We start from the raw sequence: 17,266 nt of genomic DNA on the forward strand, positions 1-17,266 counted from the left end.
CCGGTCGGCGCGAAGTTGACTACTAACATGTTAGTTGTTAGGCAGGCTCAAACGCCCTTCTGGAGCACTCCATGCCCGCCATCGACAAGATCCTGACCATCGAGGAAATGATGAGGGTGGCGCGTCGGCGCGTGCCAAAAATGTTCTTCGAATATGCCGATAGCGGCTCTTATACGGAGAGCACCTACCACGACAATGAGAGCGATTTCGCCAAGATCAAGCTCAACCAGAAGGTGGCGGTGAACCTTGAGGGGCGCAACCTCAAGACCACAATGCTGGGCAAGGAAATCACCATGCCCGTCGCCATCGCCCCGGCGGCGACCGGCGGCATGCAGACCGCCGATGGCGAGATCAAGGCGGCAAAGGCGGCCGAAAAATTCGGCATCCCCTTTTCGCTCTCGACCATGAGTGTCTGCTCGATCGAGGACATCGCCGAGAACACGACCGCGCCCTTCTGGTTCCAACTCTATGTCATGCGCGACCGCGAATTCATCTATCGGCTGATCGACCGCGCCAAGGCGGCGAATTGTTCAGCGCTGATTTTGACGATGGATCTGCAGATCCTCGGCCAGCGCCACAAGGACATCAAGAACGGGCTTTCCACCCCGCCAAAGTTTACCCCCTATTCGATCTGGCAGATGATGCAGCACCCGCTCTGGTGCGCGCGCATGCTGGGCACCAAGCGGCACACTTTCCGCAATATTGTTGGCCATGTAAGCGGTGATCACGACCTCGCTTCGCTCTCGGCCTGGACGGCCAGCCAGTTCGACCCGACGCTGAACTGGGGCGATGTGCGCTGGATCAAGGAGCGTTTCGGCGGCCCGGTGATCGTCAAGGGCGTGCTCGACGCCGATGACGCGCAGGCGGCGATCGACAATGGTGCCGATGCTGTCATCGTCTCCAACCATGGCGGCCGCCAGCTCGATGGCGCGCCCTCCACCATTCGCGTGCTGCCCGAGATCGTCGATCGCGTCGGCCACAAGACCGAGGTCTATATCGACAGCGGCGTGCGCTCCGGCCAGGACGTGGTGCGGGCGCTTGCCTATGGCGCCAAGGCCGCCTTTATCGGCCGCGCCATGCTCTACGGCCTCGGCGCCGGCGGCGAAGCGGGCGTCACCCGCGTGCTCGAGATCATCCGCAAGGAACTCGACACGACGATGGCGCTCTGCGGCGAGCGCGACGTGCACAATATCGGCCTGCACAATATCTATTCGAACGACATCCCGCCGAGGAATGCGCCGAAGCCGCGGGCTTAGCGGGCAATTCCTTCCCCTCCCCACGGAGGTTCGGCTCTTTGGCTCCCTCCCCCTTATGGGGAGGGTAGCAGAGCTTGGGCCATCAGGCCCTAGCGGCGCTGGGGTGGGGGATCTGCCTGCTGCGCCAGAATTACACCCCCACCCTCGGTCCCTCCCCACAAGGAGGAGGGAGGCGATGGAGCAGATAAGTCTATTCATTGCATGGCCCCCCAACCACCGGGCTGCCCTCGGGCTTGACCCGAGGGTCTCTATCCGCGCGCACCGACGCAATGGCGGCTCTCTAAGTGGCCCTCGGGTCGAGCCCGAGGGAAGCCGGAGCTGGTGGAAGATCCAGGCAAGTGCCATCGAACATACAAAAAAAGGCCCCCGCATTGCTGCGGGGGCATTTCGCATTCATTCAATCCTCAGGCGCCGAGGACGGCTTCCTTGGGCACTTCGAGTTCGCGCCAGCGGATGCAGGCGACGAGGCGCCCGCCTTCCAGCGTTTCGAGCGGGGGGCGGATCTCGGCGCAGCGCGGCTGGGCGAAGCGGCAACGCGTGCGGAAAGTGCAGCCCGAGGGCGGATTGATGGGCGAGGGAATTTCGCCCTTCAAGGCATCGATATTGCGCAGCCTTGCCAGTTTCGGATCGGGGATCGGCACGGCAGTGAGAAGCGCCCGCGTATAGGGATGCTTTGGGTCCTCATAGATCTCGTCGCCGGTCGCGAGTTCGACGATGCGCCCCAGATAGAGCACGAGAATGCGGTCCGAGACGTGCCGCACCACCGAGAGATTGTGCGAGATGAAGATCAGCGTCAGCCCGAACTCGTCCTTGAGCTCGGACAAGAGATTGAGGATCTGCGCCTGGATCGACACGTCGAGGGCCGAAACCGGCTCGTCGCAGACGATGAGTTTTGGCTCGGTGATCAGCGCGCGGGCAATGCCGATACGCTGCGCCTGACCGCCCGAGAACTCGTGCGGATAGCGGTTGATCATCTCGGGCAGGAGGCCGACGGCCGCCATGATCTTGAAGACGCGGGCGCGCCGCTCTTCCTTGTTGAGCTCGGGCTTGAGCGTGCGCAGGGGATCTTCGATGATCTCGCCCACGGTCATGCGCGGATTGAGCGAGGCCAGTGGATCCTGGAAGATGATCTGGAGGTCGGCGCGACGCTTGCGCATGTCCTCCGCCGGGATTTTGGTCAGGTCCTGGCCCAGCCAGAGGACCTGCCCCTCGTCCGGCGCGATCAGCTGCAGGATGCAGCGGCCGAGGGTGGACTTGCCACAGCCGCTTTCGCCCACAATGCCCAGCGTCTCGCCCTTCTTGACGGAGAAGTTGATATCTTCCAGCGCGGTCAGCTTTAGCTTTTTGGAAAAGAGGCCGGTGGCGATGGAAAAGGTTTTCTTGAGATCCTTGATCTCGATGAGATTGGCGGGTGCCGGGGTCATCACGCCACCTTTCCGTATTTCAGCGGGCCTTCGTAGAAGCACGCCTTTTCGCGGCCGTCGGCGGTCGGCGCCAGTGGCGGGCGCTCTTCGAGGCAGCGGTCAAAGCAGAAGGCGCAGCGCGGATTGAACGAACAGCCCTTGGGCAGGTTTTCAAGGCTCGGCGGCAGACCCTGAATCGGGTCGAGCCGCTCGGCGCGCTTGGCGATATGCGGGGTCGAGTGCAAGAGGCCCAGCGTATAGGGGTGGCGCGGATCGTAAAAGAGTTCGTCGACCGTCCCCTTCTCCACCGCGCGGCCGCCATACATCACCATCATGCGGTCAGCCACGCCCGCCACCACACCCAGATCATGGGTGATGATCACGAGCGAAGTACCAAAGTCGTCGGTGAGGGTCTTGAAGAGGTCGAGCATCTGCGCCTGCACCGTCACGTCGAGCGCCGTGGTCGGCTCGTCGGCGATGAGGATCTTCGGCTGGCAGAGGAGCGCCATGGCGATCATGACGCGCTGGCGCATGCCGCCCGACATTTCGTGCGGATAGGCATTGGCGCGCTTGGCCGGTTCGGGGATGCCGACGCGCTCGAGCATTTCGACAGCCGTGCGGACCGCCTTGGCATTGTCGAAGCCGCGGTGCTTGACCAGAACCTCGGCCAGCTGGGTTTTCACCTTGAGGCTGGGGTTGAGAGAGGTCATCGGGTCCTGGAAGATCATGGCAATGTCCTTGCCACGAATCTTGTCGAGCTTGGACTTTTCCATGCCGACCAGATTGACGTCGCCGAGCATGGCCTTGCCGCTGGTGCGGCCATTCTTGGCCAGAAGGCCCATGATGGACAAAAAGGCCTGGCTCTTGCCGGAGCCGGATTCCCCCACGACGGCGAGGGTTTCTCCGGCTTCGAGGGCGAAGTTGAGATTGTTGACCGCGTGCACCTCGCTCTCGTGGAGGGCGAAGGTGACGCCGAGGTCCTGGACATCAAGAACTTTGGTCATCAGCGATCCTTGGGGTCGAGCGCGTCGCGCAGGCCGTCCCCGATATAGGTGAGACAGAGCAGCAGGGTGATCAGCACGCCTGCGGGCGCCAAAAGCATCCAGGGCAGCACTTCAGCCACCGGCGCACCGGCGGAGATCAGCGTGCCGAGCGAAGTCTGCGGCTCCTGCACACCAAGGCCGAGATAGGAGAGGAAGCTCTCGGCGATGATGATCTCGGGGATGGTCAGGGTTGCATAGATCACCACCGGACCCGTCAGATTGGGCACGATATGGCGCATGATGATGGTGAAGGGTTTGGCGCCGCCGGCCTTGGCGGCCTCGACGAATTCCTTCTCCTTGAGCGAGAGGGTCTGCCCGCGCACGATACGCGCCATGGTCAGCCATTCGATACAGCCAATGCCAACGAAGAGCAGCACCGGATTGCGGCCGAACATGACCATCAGGATGATGACGAAGAGAATGTAGGGCAGCGCATACATGACGTCGACGATGCGCATCATGATGGCGTCGACCCGGCCGCCGAAATAGCCGGCCACCGCGCCATAGACGACGCCGATGCTGACCGACACGACCGTCGCGACAAAAGCCACGGTCAGGCTCATCTGCGTGCCCTGGAGCACGCGGGCGAGCATGTCGCGCCCGTTCTGGTCGGTGCCGAAATAGTGCCCGACTTCGAAATTGGGCGGCTTGCGGATATTGGACCAGTCGACCTGGGAATAGCCCCAGGGCACGAAATAGGGCCCGATATAGGCGATCAGGATGATGAGCACCACGAGGCCGATCGAGATGACGGCAGCCTTGTTGCGCACGAGACGGCGAACCGCATCCTGGGTGAGCGAACGCCCCTTGGGCGGATCGAGTTTTTCCAGCTGCTGCGCGTAAGCGGTCAGAACCTGGTCTTTTCCGGTGATCCCAGCCATCAGCGGTACCTCACCTTGGGATCGAGCCAGGCATAGACGAGGTCGACGATCAGATTGAGAGCGAGAATGATGAACATGTAGAGAATGGTCGTTCCCAGAACGATGCCATAGTCGCGGTTGAGCGCGGCCTGGACGAAATATTTGCCGATCCCGGGGAGCCCGAAAATCTGTTCGACGGCCAGCGAGCCGGTGAGCAGATATGAGAGGCCCGGCCCGAGATAGGAGACGACGGGCAGCAGCGCCGGCTTGATCGCGTGGCGCGCCATGACCAGACGCTCACCCAACCCCTTGGAGCGGGCGGTGCGCACATAATTGGTGCCCAGCACTTCGATCATCGAGCCGCGCATGAGCCGGCTGATGCGCGCGGCATGGGGCCAGGCGAGCACCGTGACGGGCAAGACTAGGTGCCAGATGGAGCCATTGACCCAGCCACCCGCCGGCAACCAGCGCAGATAGACGCCGAACCAGAGCTGCAGCAGCGCAGCCATGAGGAAATTGGGAACCACAACACCCAGCATCACCGCCAGGACCAGCACGTAATCGGGCCATTTGTTCTGGTTCACGGCCGCGACCATGCCAGCCAGCATGCCGATGGCGGTGGCAATGACAAAGGCGGTCAGCGCCATGGTCAGGGTGAACGGAAAGCCGATGCGGATCAGATCGGAAACGTTGAAGCCGTCGATCACCATGGAGGGACCGAGGTCACCCTGGAGCAGGCGCCCGATATAGATGAAATACTGCATGACCAGCGGCTGGTCGAGATTGTAGTGGGCGCGCAGATTGGCCAGCACGGTGGGCGGCAGGGCACGTTCGCCGTCAAACGGGCCACCCGGCGCCAGGCGCAGGATAAAAAAGCAGACTGTCACGGCGATCAGCGCAATCGGGATCGCCGAAAGCACGCGCCGGAAGGCGTAGGATAGCATTTGGTGAGAACTCCTTGGCCGGGGCGCCGGGGCAAAAAGGGCCGGTCACGCACGGACAAAAGAACCGTGGGGGCCAATCTGGCCCCCACGATCTGGTTTTTATCCGCTTATTCCGACTTCGAGAGCCAGCGGGTGCGGAAGATGTTCTTGGGGTTCGCTTCGAAGCCCGAGATCTTGGGCGATACGACGTCCTTGGACACGTACCAGTAGATCGGGATCGCGGCGAATTCGTCCATGGCGATCTTTTCAGCGTCGGCAAGCAGCTTGCCGCGGGCTTCGAGATCGAGCTCGGTCGAGGCCTGGACCATCAGGGCATTGAACTCTTCGTTCGCATAGCGCCCGTAATTGTTGCCCCAGTTCATCGTGCCGGCCTGATCGACGCCCTTCTTGAGGAGGTCGAGCGTGTTGGACGGATCATTGTAGTCGAGCAGCCAGCCGGCACGGCCGATCTGGAAGTCACCGGCGCGCAGGGCGTCGTAGTGAACGGCCGTTTCAGCGTTGAACAGCTCGATCTTGATGCCGAGCGGCTCCCACATGGCGGCGAGCGCCACGGCGATACGCTGGTGGTTGTCGTTGGTGTTGTAGCGCAGCTGCAGGGTCAGCGGATTGTCCGGGCCGTAGCCGGCTTCGGTCATCAGCGCCTTGGCCTTTTCGACGCGCTCTTCATAAGGCGTGTCGGCCCATGCCGGGTGATAGGCGTTTTCGACATAGTTGGACGTGCCCGGGGGCACCCAGCCATAGGCCGGCAGTTCGCCGGTGCCCAGGATATCGGGGCCGATCACGTCACGGACGACGGTGGTCGAAAGCGCTTCGCGAATGCGGACGTCGGAGAGGACCTGGCCTTCTTCCTGGTTCATCACGTAGTAGTAGATGCCCAGGAACGGGGTGACGTGTGCTTCACCCGGCAGGTTGTCCTGCAGCCACTGGTACTGGTCGGACGGGAAGTCGGTCAGGATGTCGAATTCACCGGCGCGGTAGCGGTTGAGCGCTGCAGCCTGATCTTCGAGAACATGGTAGTAGACTTCATCGATCTGCACATTGGCAGCGTCGTAATAGTCGGCGTTCTTTTCCGAACGGACATAAGAGCCCGGCAGCCATTCCTTGACCAGGTACGGGCCGTTGCCGACGATGTTCTCGACCTTGGTCCAGTTGTCGCCCAGCTCTTCGACGAGATGCTTCGGCACCGGATAGGCGGTGTAGTGGGTCAGCGCCTCAAGGAAGAAGGGAGTCGAGGCTTCGAGGGTGATCTCGAGCGTCTTGTCGTCGATGGCCTTGACGCCGAGCTCGTTGAAATCGGTGATTTCGCCGGAGTTGATGGCTTCCGCGTTCTTGATCGGGAACTGCAGGTAAGCGTAGTCAGCCGCGGTCGCGGGATTGAACAGGCGCTGGAAGGCGAAAACGAAGTCGCCAGCGGTCACCGGTGTACCGTCGGACCAGGCAATGCCGTCGCGCAGCTTGAAGGTGTAGACCGTGCCGTCCTCGGAAATTTCCCAGCTCTCGGCCTGGCCCGGAATGGCTTCGGCAGACGGGCTCTCGGTCAGCAGGCCTTCGATATAGTCGCCGATGACACGATTTTCCCAGTCGCCGGAAGCTTTGTGGGGGTCGAGGGTGCCGGGATCGCCACCATTGTGCAGCTGCAGCGTCACCGCAGAAGCGGAGGTGCTCATCATTAGTGCCATGGCGCCCGCGGTCGCTACCGCCTTGAAGGCTGTGGTGAACTTCATTCTCGTCCCATCTCCATGTGGAAATCATCATTGTTGCTATCCGCATTTTAAGATGCGGATTAGTTGCTCCAGCCAACGGTTAAACCCATTGGTCAAGATCGGTGGACGGTATCGTGGTAAAGCGTCCACTGACAAGCAAAAGATTGACCTAAGCGTCAAGACCACCCGGCCTGTGAATATTTCGCCCTAAAAAGACCAAGATCAGCGCTGCTGCAACCGCCGGATCGGCACTTGCGGTCACAATTACGACAGCCGTGCGGAACCACAGATCGACCTGACTGGACAGGGCAGGACAGAAATGAAGGGCCGGAAATGCGGCGGGGACTGCAGGCTGACCTGCTGATCGCCCGAATTAAACGAGCAACATCAGTGCTATAAAGACTAGAGCTGCGACAAGACCCGCCCATGCCAGTGCCAGGAAGCCGTCTCTTGCGGTGATGGCGAGCGCATAGAGTGCGATGACCGAGGCCGCAGCGGTCGAGGTGAAGGGCACGAATTCCAGGACCGGCATGATGAGGCCGACCATGACGCAGATCGCGGCGCCGGCCCGGCGCAGCGGCGGGGCCACCAGCATTCCGGCGCGTGGCTTGACGAGGCTGTCCGCGCCGCGTCCGAGGGGCTTGAGGAATTTGAGCAGCTTTTCGACATGGCGGCCGGGAATGCTCCTCTGGGTCAGCCAGCGCGGCAGCCACATGGCCTTACGTCCCAGCGCAATCTGGCCTGCTACCAGGACCGTATGAAGCCCGGTGAGCGTCGGAACACCGGGAATAATGCTGAGGGGCGAAATGACGACAAGCGCGGGAATGAGCAGGAGGGGCCCGGCGGCGCGCCGGCCGACGATTTGCTGGATCAGCCCGATGGAGATGCCATCCCCGGCCCGGGCATGTTCATCCACCTTGTTGATGAGATTGGTAAGCGTGCCCTGGCGGATGTCGGTCATGTGAACTTCCTGTGTCGGCACCAACGTATGGCTTGCGGGGGATGTTCCTGGAGGCGTGCGATCACGGCGCCATTTCCGCACTTGTCGGAAATTCCGCGTTCATTATCATTGACCTGCCGTGGTCAATTGGCCGGCGCAGAGGAGATCGACCGTGGCGTTGAAGCGAAGCTGGAGAGAAATCTCGGCCGTCCGGTTGGCTGTCGGCCTGATGGCAGCCGCCCTCACGCTCTTTATCGGCCTCCTCGTGTTTTTTGTCGTCATCGGCACCAACCAGACGCGCGAACGGTTCGAGGAGCGGTCGCGGGCCGCCTCGCAGGTGGTGGCGACCAATGCCTATTGGATCGCCGAAGTCGCCAACCAGACGCTGCGCCGCGTGGACAGCGCCATGGGCACCACGCTTTCGGGCAGCGAAGAGGAGATCGACGCGGTGCTGCAGGGCCTGCCCGCGGCGACCGAGGTCTATGTCATCGACCGCAACGCCAACACCGTCTTTGCCACCGTGGAGGGAGCGGCGAACACCTATATCGGTGACCGCGAATATTTCACCGCCGTTCGTGATGGCGCGCCCTTCTATACATCGCCGCTGCTGGTCAGCCGCATCACTGGCGACCGGATCTTCGTCTTCAGCAAACGGGTCGAGCGGCGGGGCGTCTTTGCCGGCGCCATCATGGTGTCGTTCTCGGAAACGCTATTGGCCGATCTGTGGCGCACGCTCGATCTCGACGACGGCTCGACGTTGAGCCTCGTGCGTGCCGACGGGCAGTTGATGGCCCGCTTTCCGCCCTCACCGGGACCGGTCGACCTCAGTGACACGCCGCTCTTTACCCAATACTTCAAGGAAAACGAGGTCGGCACCTATATCTCGGAGAGTTCGCCGATCGATGGCGTGGCCCGGGTGGTGAGCTATCGACTGGTCTCCGACGCGCCGATCATCGGCCTTGCCTCGGTGGCGACCAACAAGGGCTGGTCGGATTTCGTCAACGCCATTGTCAGCGTCCTGCTCATTGTCTCCCCGGTGGTGCTCGGGCTGGTGCTGGGCGGCTGGTGGATCGTGCGGCTGCTGGTGCGCGATGCCGAGCGGGCCAAGGAGCTGGAGGCGTCGGTGGAACTCAACACCATGCTGTTCCGGGAAATCCATCACCGGGTGAAGAACAATCTCGCCTCGGTTCAGGCGTTGGTGCGCATGCAGGACATTCCCGACAATGCCAAGCGCGATCTGCAGAGCCGGTTTGCCGCCATGGCGGCCATGCACGAGCATATCTACCAGCAGGACCGCTATGAGGACATCGACGCCCACGATTTCATCCCGCCCGTGGTCGATCAGGTCAAGCAAGCCTATGGCACCGAAACGACCCTGGTCTACGATCTCGACCACGTCATGGTCGACCGCGACCATGCCACCCCGCTGGCCCTGCTCCTTAGCGAACTGGCGACCAACGCCTTCAAATACGCCTTTGCCGATCACCAGGCGGGAACGCTCTCCATCACCCTGCGGCAGGGCGGCGACGGACGGGCGACGCTGATCGTTCGGGATGACGGCATCGGCATGGAGGCAGCGGAATTTTCGAAGAGCATGGGCATGCGCCTCATCCGCGGCATTGTCGGCCAGATGGGTGGCGAATACAGTTTCCGCAACGAAGGCGGCGTGGTGTTCGAGGCCGAACTCGCCCTCTCGGTCGCCGGGCGCGCCACTGCTAGCGCCCCAGAAGCAGATCCCGCGCCTCGTTGATCCGCGCCGCCAGATATTCCGAACCGCCGCGATCGGGATGGACGCCCTTCATCAATTCGCGATGGGCGGCACGAATATCCTCGTCGCTGGCGCCGGGCCTGAGGCCCAGAACGGCATAGGCCTCGGCGATGGGGTCGCGGCCCGAACCGGGACCCTGCCCTGCCTCGGCGCCGCCCTCGGCGAAATATTCCCGCCAGCCGGCCCGATTGGCATCGAGCCAGTTTTCGAGAAGATTGACGCTGTCGGCATCGGCGGCGACTTCATCGAGCAATCGACGGGTTTCGTCCGGCCCCAGATCCATCAGATCCCAGCCGGCAAATGCGCCATCGAGGACACGACCGCCGAGGGCGCCGGTGTCGTGATCGAGCTCCATGGCCAGATAGCGGCTGCGTACCTTCGAAACATTGCCACCGGAGGATTTGGCCAGACTATCGAACGAAAACTGTCCGATCCGGCCGCGCAGCAGCACCGAGGCGGCCAAGGCGCCGACAATGGTGGCGATATCGATGCGGCGGAGAACGAGGCCGATCAGCGCGATGAGCGCCAAAACTCCTCCCACGCCCCAGCGCAGACCGCGCATCAGCACGCCCCGGTCCATATTGCGCATGGCGTTGAACAGCCAGAGCGCCGCCAAAAGCCCCAGTGCGCCAAGAATTATCCAGCTCATCTTTTCTCGATCTGTGCCAAGAGGCCGCGTGCGGCGGCGCTGGATTGAAGCCGCAGATTGTTCTGCCCACCGCTGGCGAAAGCAGCCACGGCCTTGAGCAATTCAGCCAGATGCTGGGGGGCCGAACTGTCAAAGCGCGCATAGGCGCCCTTGCTCAGACGCGCAAACTCGCGGAACGCGGCCTCGACGCGACTGTCCTGCCCTTCCTGGAAGAGAAAGAGCGGCAGGCCCAACAATCCCAGCTCGCCCGCCTGCGAGGCAAGGGCATCGACATTTTCCTCGATGGCGTCGCCGACGAACACCACGGCATTGATGCGCCGTTTCTTGTGCTCGGCGCGGGCGTGGGAAAACACTTTCCCGATCTGGGTGTCGCCACCCCGGCAGGCAATGCCGCTCATCAGCCGGGCCAGCGCCTCGGCATCGACCACCCATTTGGAGGCCCGGCATTCGCCCATGCCCCGGAAATAGAGCAATTGTACCTGCAGCGCCGCATTCTTGGGAATGGCGGTGAACATGCCGGCCTGTAGCGTGATCGCCATGTCCCAGGTCGGCTGCCGGCTCATGGTCGCATCCATGGCGAAGAGCAGCCTGCCATCGGCGGCTTCATTGGGACGCGCCAGCATGCGCGATTTGGTGAGGAACGCAGCCACGTCGGAACGCACCCCCTGGCGGGAGCCAAGGGCGCTATCTGGCCGTGTCGTCGGAGTTTTCTCTGCCATAGGGCAAATATGTAGAGGGCGGCAGGCCGGCGCAAGGCCGGGCACGGAGCTTTGTGCGCCTCGACGGAGACGGAAGCATCTTGATGGTCACATCAAGCAGGCGCTGCCGGTCCAATTGGCGACGCTGGTCGCGTCAGGCGAAGACCTCATAGACGACATAATAGGCCGAGCCTTCGATATCGGACTTGGCGAGCTTGGCGATCTGTCCGGTGCCCGCCTCCTCTTCGAAAATCGCCACGGAGCCAAGCAGATCGTTGTCGCTGGCGCTGTCATAGTCCCAGAGGGAGATGTTGAGCGCATAGGTGAATGTGAGGTCGAGCATGACCACAAGAGTTTGCCCCGCCTGGGCGTCCACCGGGTCGCCACTGGGCCAGACCGCATATTCAAGATCACCCGAGGATTCGGTGGTGATGAACAAATTGTCCGGATCCGAGCGGGCGGTATCGATGGCGGCAATCACCTCGGGCAATTGCCCCAGGATCTCCGACACCTGCGCTCCAAATCCCGACGCCGGAATGGAGGGCGCCAGGCCGGAGAGCGCCTGGATGGCCCCAAAATCGGTGCCCGACGCCTGTCTGACGCAGTAGAGCATGTAGATCCGTGCGGTTGCCATTGCCTTCTCCATTTGGCCGTCAGGGAAACTAGACGTCGAAAGTGGTGATCAGGATGTCGACGCGGCGGTTCTGCGCACGCTCCGCCTCGGTGTGGGATTGGGTGAGGAGCATTCCGCAAGCCGCATAGACCAGGGCCCAGGCGGCGCGATCCGACTCTTCCCACCATTCGGTCCCGGCCCATCCTCCGCGCCGCGCATATTCATCGACGACCGGCTTGATCCATTCCCAGGCGGAAACCGCGCGTGCAGTGGAGGCGTCGATCTCGCTCTGCCGCCTCTGGTCACAGCTCATGTCGGCCCGGTCCTGGCGATCCGAATGGCCCACAATGGTGATGGAGCTGCGGATATTGGCCGTCCCGTTGATGCCGTTCCCCATCCGCTCCAATTCGAGATCGAGCTCATAGAGCGGATTGCCGGGAATAACCGCGCCCACGGTCTCGAAATCGGTCTGGCCGGCGGGATAGCCGGCGAAACGGAAAAGCTTGACGCGCACCGCGATGTCCTCCGCCAGGGGCAACGACGCCCCGACGCCATTGGGCGTCCGCAGGGCGTCACTGTCCGAACCAGCGTAGAGGGTAGACGTGGTTTTTCGGCTCCACATCCTCCATTCGACCGACAAGCAAACACTTTACCTGGCGGTCGGACGCCCTCCCTTTCTTGCAGGCGCGTGATGCGGACCGGCAGGACCAAGGCATTTTCCCACCTTGCCGAGGCCGTCTACGGCTGCGCTATCGCTCCAGGCCGGTGGGAGCGGATCGCTCCAGCGCGCCTCAGTACCGCGAAATCGCCAGATCGGTGGCGTCGATCTCGGGCTGCTTGCCACTCACCAGATCGGCGATGACGCGGGCCGAGCCGGTGCTCATGGTCCAGCCGAGCGTGCCGTGGCCGGTGTTGAGATAGAGGCCTTCGATTTTCGTCGGGCCGATCACCGGCGTGCCATCGGGCGTCATGGGACGCAGCCCCGACCAGAAGCTGCCGGTGGCGGTGTCGCCGCCGGGGAAGAGGTCGTTGACCGAATGCTCCAGGGTGCGGCGGCGAGCTATGCCGAGATCATTGGTGTAGCCAGAAATCTCGGCCATGCCGCCGACGCGGATGCGGTCGCCAAGCCGGGTGATGGCGATCTTGTAGCTTTCGTCGAGCACGGTCGAGACCGGGGCGCGGCTCTCATCGGTGATCGGAATGGTCATGGAATAACCCTTGACCGGGTAGACCGGCAGGGAAATGCCGTGCGGCCGCAGCAGCAGCGGCGAGTAGGAGCCCATCGCCACCACCACCTTGTCGGCGGCCTCGCGACCAGTTTTGGTGACGACGCCCTTGACCCGCCCGCCCTCGACATCGAGCCCGGTGATCTCGGTGCCGTAGCGGAAGGTGACGCCCAGCGCGGCGGCCTTTTCGGCCAGCGCATTGGTGAACTTGAAGCAGTCGCCGGTCTCGTCGAGCGGGGTCAGAAGGCCGCCGACGATCTTGTCGCGGGCATGGGCCAGCGCCGGCTCCTGGCGGATGCAGCCATCGCGGTCGAGCACTTCATAGGGGATGCCGTCGGCGGCAAGGGCGGTCACGTCCTTTGCCGAGGCGTCGAGCTGGTGCTGGGTGCGGAAGAGCTGCACCGTGCCCTGCATGCGCTCGTCATAGGAAATTGCGGTTTCGGCGCGCAGTTCGGCGAGGCAAATCCGGCTGTAATCGGCCAGCCGCAGCATGCGGCTCTTGTTGATGGCGTAGCTCTTGTAATTACAATTGGCCAGCATCTGGATCAGCCAGGCCAGCATGGCGCCATCGACTTTCGGGCGCAGCACCAGCGGCGGATGCTTCATCATCAGCCATTTGACCGCCTTGCGCGGAATGCCGGGGGCCGCCCAGGGCGAGCAATAGCCAAAGGAAACCTCGCCCGCATTGGCATGGCTGGTTTCCAGCGCGGGACCGGGCTGGCGGTCGATGACCACGACCTCATGGCCGGCCTTGGCCAGCTGATAGGCCGAGGTGACGCCGATAATGCCGGCCCCAAGAACGATGACTTTCATTTTTTCCTCAAAGGGCGTGCGAGTGGTCAGATATAGAGCCGGGAAAAGCGGGGGCCGAGGCCGGTCAGGATTTCGTAGGAGATGGTGCCGGCGTCGCGGGCCAGATCGTCCATGCTCTGGCGGGCCCCGAGCATTTCGACGGGACTGCCGAGCGTCAGCCGGCCTTCCGGCAAGGCCGAGATATCCACCACCATGCTGTCCATGGAAACGCGCCCGACAATCGGCAGCCGCACGCCGTCGCAATAGACGGCGCCCCGGTCTGAAAGGCTGCGCGGCAGGCCATCGGCATAGCCGGCGGCCAGCGTCGCAAGCCGCATGGGGCGGGTGGCAATATGGGTGCCGCCATAGCCGATGCGGGCGCCCGCTTCGACGCGGCGCGTCTGGATCACCGCGATCTCGAGCCCGATGGCGTGGAGCAGCGGGCTCTTCACCCCATTTTCCGTAGCCCCTCCATAAAGCGCGATACCGGTGCGCGCGAGAACGCCGCGGAAATCGGCCCCGAGAAAAATCCCGCCCGAATTGGCAAAGCACATTTTCTCGGCGCCGAATTCGGCCAGGGCCCGGCGCATTTCGGCGGCCTGATCGGCGTTCTGGGCGTCATTGGGCTCGTCGGCCGAGGCCAGATGGCTCATGACGAAAGCGAGTTCGATGTTCGCGGCCCCGATCCGCCGTGCGGCCTCGGCACGGTCCTCGGGGGCAATGCCCAGCCGGGACATGCCGGTATCGAACTGCAGCACGCCCGGCAGGGTGCGGCCGAGCGCTTTTGCCGTATTGGCCCAGGCGTCGATCTGTTCGAGAGAATTGAGCACCGGGATGATGTTCGCAGCGGCGCAAGGCGTTTCGCCACCGGGAAGCAGGCCATTGAGCACATAAAGGCGCGCTTCCGGCGGGAGGAGGGGCCGCAGGCTCAGCGCCTCACCGAGATGGGCAACGAAGAAATCGCGGCACCCTTCGGCAAGCAGCGCGATCGCGACGGGCCCGGCGCCCATGCCATAGGCATTAGCCTTGACCACTGCGCCCACGGGGCTGCCGGCAATGCGCTGCAATTGGGTGAAATTGGCGCGGATGGCGCCGAGATCGATGGTCAGACGGCCCGGTGCCGGGCCTGCAGCAGCGCCACTCTGGGCGGAAAGATCATCGAACATGGATGCCCCCTCAGACATGGCCTGAGCTTAGTGAAAGAGCGAGCACATTTCCTATCAATTATTGATTGATTATGGCACAGGCTTCAGTCAAATCGAATTTTCTGCTCGCTTTTCGCAGGATCTGCCATGCCCGCGCTTGACGCCATCGACACCAATATCCTTCGTCTCCTGCGGCTCAATGCCCGCATGAGCAATGCCGATATCGCCCAGGAGGTGGGGCTTTCGCCCTCGGCTTGCCTGCGGCGGATCCGGATGATGGAAGCAAGCGGGGTCATTCGCGGCTATACCGCGCTCATCGACGCGGCGACGGTCGCTTCGCCCATCGCGGTGATGATCAACATCACGCTCGAAAAGCAGACCGAGGAAGTGTTCGACCGCTTTGAAAGCGCCGTGCGCCGGCATCCGGAAATCAGGGAATGTTTCCTGATGACCGGGGGCTCGGACTATCATTTAAGGGTGGAAGTGGAGACCGCCGGGGAGTTCGAGCACATTCACAAGAACATCCTCTCCGCCCTGCCCGGCGTCTCGCGCATTCATTCGAGCTTTTCGATCCGCAACGTGCTGGCCCGGCCCGTCAGCCGACAGGGCGGCGCACGCGCTTAGCCGAACAAGCCGCCCTGCTGGGCCAGATAGATCAACACGGCAATGACCACCAGCGCGGCCATCGGCGCCCAATTGGGCATGGGCGCGCGCGGCTTTTTCTGCGGCGGCGGCTCGGGCTTCTTTTCGGGGCGGCGGAATTTGATGACGTTTTCGCTCATAGCGCACTTTCTACCAGCGCCGCGACGCCCATGCCACCCGCCGTGCACACTGAAATCAGCGCCCGCTTGTTGATTTGGCCATCGAGCAATTTTGCCGTCAGCCCGAGGATACGTGCGCCGGTCGCCGCAAAGGGGTGGCCATAGGCAAGGCTCGATCCCTTCACATTGATCTTTGCCGGATCGATTGTGCCCAGAACGCTCTCGCGCCCCAGCACATCCTTGCAATAGGCCGGGTCGTTCCAGGCCTTGAGCGTGCACAGAACCTGCGCCGCAAAAGCCTCGTGCAGCTCGAAATAGTCGATATCGTTGAAGCCGAGCCCTGCCCGCTCCAGCATTTCGGAAACGGCGATGGTGGGGGCCAAGAGAAGACCCTCGCCATGGGCGAAATCATTGCCGGCCACGCGCCCCAGCGTCAGATAGGCCTGGATCGGCAGGCCGCGCGCCCTCGCCCACTCCTCGCTGGCGAGCAGCACGCCCGCCGCGCCATCGGTCAGCGGCGTCGAATTGCCGGCGGTCAGCGTGCCGAGCCCGCTCTTCTTGTCAAAGGAGGGTTTGAGGGTAGCGAGCTTTTCCATCGTCGAGTCGGCGCGCACATTGTTGTCGCGCACGAGGCCCGCGCAGGGCACCAGCAGATCGTCGTGGAACCCTTCTTCATAGGCCTTTGCCGCATTGCGGTGGCTGGCTGCGGCCAAGGCATCCTGTTCCTGGCGGGTAATGCCCCATTCCCGCGCCATCAACTCGGCATGCTGGCCCATGGACAGGCCCGTGCGCGGCTCGTTGACCGATGGGGCGACCGGGGTCAGTTCGCCGAAGGAAAAACCCTTGGTGAAGGATTTCAGCTTTTGCCCCGTGGTCTTGGCCTGGTTGGCGGCCAGGAGGCGATGCTGGAATTTCGGGCCGAAAACGATAGGGCTGTCGCTCACCGTGTCTGTGCCGGCGGCGATGCCGCTATCGATCTGGCCCGAGGCGATCTTGCCCGCCAGCACCAATGCGGCCTGAAGGCTCGTGCCGCAGGCAATCTGCAGTGTCGTGCCCGGCGTGCGCGGCGAGAGGCCCGCATCGAGCGCCGCCTCGCGGGCAATGTTGAAATCGCGGGAATGGTTGATCACCGCGCCGGCGATCACCTCATCCACCTTTTCGCCCTTGAGGCCGAATTTTTCCACCAGCCCACCGAGCGTCGTGGCCAGCATGGAGAGATTGGTTTCATCGGCATAGGCGGTGTTGCCGCGCGCAAAGGGAATGCGGGCAGAGCCAACAATGGCAACGCGCTTGAGTTCAGTCATTGTTTTTCCCCCGAGCTATTGTTTTGCGGCTGTGCGCCGATGGTGCAGTCGTCTCCCTCCCCCTTGCGGGGAGGGATCAAGGGTGGGGGTTGATTGGCCCGGATAATGGGGCTCTCGCACCCCCTCCCAGCCTCCCCCGTCGAGGGGGAGGTGCGCGCCGG

The 17,266-nt window shown here is 62.9% G+C and carries 17 protein-coding genes; 3 read left to right on the forward strand and 14 right to left on the reverse strand.

From position 1 onward, the window contains the following. Nucleotides 1-80: 80 nt before the first annotated feature. On the forward strand, nt 81-1,256 hold the full coding sequence (locus tag N0P34_RS18515; RefSeq protein WP_275607026.1) for an alpha-hydroxy acid oxidase: 1,176 nt from the start codon (nt 81-83) through the stop codon (nt 1,254-1,256). Nucleotides 1,257-1,660: 404 nt separating this feature from the next. Here the strand turns inward: N0P34_RS18515 and N0P34_RS18520 are convergent, their stop codons facing one another. The 6 genes from N0P34_RS18520 to N0P34_RS18545 form a co-directional block, all read right to left on the reverse strand. Beyond that, complete coding sequence (locus N0P34_RS18520; RefSeq protein ID WP_275604686.1) at nt 1,661-2,680, reverse strand: dipeptide ABC transporter ATP-binding protein; 1,020 nt, start codon at nt 2,678-2,680, stop codon at nt 1,661-1,663. After that, a complete protein-coding gene (locus N0P34_RS18525; protein ID WP_275604687.1) occupies nt 2,680-3,663 on the reverse strand; it encodes an ABC transporter ATP-binding protein in 984 nt (327 codons plus the stop codon). The genes N0P34_RS18520 and N0P34_RS18525 overlap by 1 nt, the downstream gene beginning before the upstream one ends. Beyond that, nucleotides 3,663-4,583, reverse strand: coding sequence for an ABC transporter permease subunit (locus tag N0P34_RS18530; protein WP_275604688.1), 921 nt, complete (start codon nt 4,581-4,583; stop codon nt 3,663-3,665). The genes N0P34_RS18525 and N0P34_RS18530 overlap by 1 nt, the downstream gene beginning before the upstream one ends. After that, on the reverse strand, nt 4,583-5,506 hold the full coding sequence (locus N0P34_RS18535; protein WP_275604689.1) for an ABC transporter permease subunit: 924 nt from the start codon (nt 5,504-5,506) through the stop codon (nt 4,583-4,585). Before N0P34_RS18535 ends, N0P34_RS18530 begins: the two co-directional genes overlap by 1 nt. Before the next feature lie 107 nt (nt 5,507-5,613). Continuing rightward, on the reverse strand, nt 5,614-7,230 hold the full coding sequence (locus tag N0P34_RS18540) for a peptide ABC transporter substrate-binding protein (RefSeq protein WP_275604690.1): 1,617 nt from the start codon (nt 7,228-7,230) through the stop codon (nt 5,614-5,616). A gap of 352 nt (nt 7,231-7,582) precedes the next feature. Next, the gene (locus tag N0P34_RS18545; RefSeq protein ID WP_275604691.1) at nt 7,583-8,170 is read right to left on the reverse strand and encodes an exopolysaccharide biosynthesis protein; all 588 of its coding nucleotides are present in this window, start codon (nt 8,168-8,170) and stop codon (nt 7,583-7,585) included. Between the two features lie 151 nt (nt 8,171-8,321). On the opposite strand from N0P34_RS18545, the gene N0P34_RS18550 reads away from it, so the two are divergent. Then, on the forward strand, nt 8,322-9,899 hold the full coding sequence (locus N0P34_RS18550; RefSeq protein ID WP_275604692.1) for a histidine kinase dimerization/phosphoacceptor domain -containing protein: 1,578 nt from the start codon (nt 8,322-8,324) through the stop codon (nt 9,897-9,899). On the opposite strand, the gene N0P34_RS18555 is transcribed toward N0P34_RS18550, so the two are convergent. From N0P34_RS18555 to alr, 6 genes are all read right to left on the reverse strand, one after another. Continuing rightward, nucleotides 9,865-10,566: a DnaJ domain-containing protein gene (locus N0P34_RS18555; protein ID WP_275604693.1), complete on the reverse strand. Its 702-nt coding sequence runs from the start codon at nt 10,564-10,566 to the stop codon at nt 9,865-9,867. The genes N0P34_RS18550 and N0P34_RS18555 overlap by 35 nt on opposite strands. Continuing rightward, on the reverse strand, nt 10,563-11,216 hold the full coding sequence (locus N0P34_RS18560) for a VWA domain-containing protein (protein ID WP_275604694.1): 654 nt from the start codon (nt 11,214-11,216) through the stop codon (nt 10,563-10,565). The genes N0P34_RS18555 and N0P34_RS18560 overlap by 4 nt, the downstream gene beginning before the upstream one ends. Nucleotides 11,217-11,418: 202 nt before the next feature. Continuing rightward, a complete protein-coding gene (locus tag N0P34_RS18565) occupies nt 11,419-11,898 on the reverse strand; it encodes a hypothetical protein (RefSeq protein WP_275604695.1) in 480 nt (159 codons plus the stop codon). A 28-nt stretch (nt 11,899-11,926) separates the two neighbouring features. Further along, the gene (locus N0P34_RS18570; protein WP_275604696.1) at nt 11,927-12,499 is read right to left on the reverse strand and encodes a hypothetical protein; all 573 of its coding nucleotides are present in this window, start codon (nt 12,497-12,499) and stop codon (nt 11,927-11,929) included. Between the two features lie 169 nt (nt 12,500-12,668). Next, complete coding sequence (locus tag N0P34_RS18575; RefSeq protein WP_275604697.1) at nt 12,669-13,916, reverse strand: D-amino acid dehydrogenase; 1,248 nt, start codon at nt 13,914-13,916, stop codon at nt 12,669-12,671. A 26-nt stretch (nt 13,917-13,942) separates the two neighbouring features. Continuing rightward, on the reverse strand, nt 13,943-15,061 hold the full coding sequence (gene alr / locus N0P34_RS18580) for an alanine racemase (protein WP_275604698.1): 1,119 nt from the start codon (nt 15,059-15,061) through the stop codon (nt 13,943-13,945). 126 nt (nt 15,062-15,187) lie between these two features. On the opposite strand from alr, the gene N0P34_RS18585 reads away from it, so the two are divergent. Then, entirely contained in the window at nt 15,188-15,664 is a 477-nt protein-coding gene (locus tag N0P34_RS18585) for an Lrp/AsnC family transcriptional regulator (RefSeq protein ID WP_275604699.1), read from the forward strand. Here N0P34_RS18585 and N0P34_RS18590 read toward each other — a convergent pair. Further along, a complete protein-coding gene (locus tag N0P34_RS18590) occupies nt 15,661-15,822 on the reverse strand; it encodes a hypothetical protein (RefSeq protein WP_275604700.1) in 162 nt (53 codons plus the stop codon). The two genes, N0P34_RS18585 and N0P34_RS18590, sit on opposite strands and share 4 nt — an antisense overlap. Next, a complete protein-coding gene (locus N0P34_RS18595) occupies nt 15,819-17,105 on the reverse strand; it encodes an acetyl-CoA C-acetyltransferase (protein WP_275604701.1) in 1,287 nt (428 codons plus the stop codon). Before N0P34_RS18595 ends, N0P34_RS18590 begins: the two co-directional genes overlap by 4 nt. Nucleotides 17,106-17,266 lie beyond the last annotated feature (161 nt).

The organism is Devosia sp. FJ2-5-3, from assembly GCF_029201545.1.
In the GTDB taxonomy this organism is placed as follows: domain Bacteria; phylum Pseudomonadota; class Alphaproteobacteria; order Rhizobiales; family Devosiaceae; genus Devosia.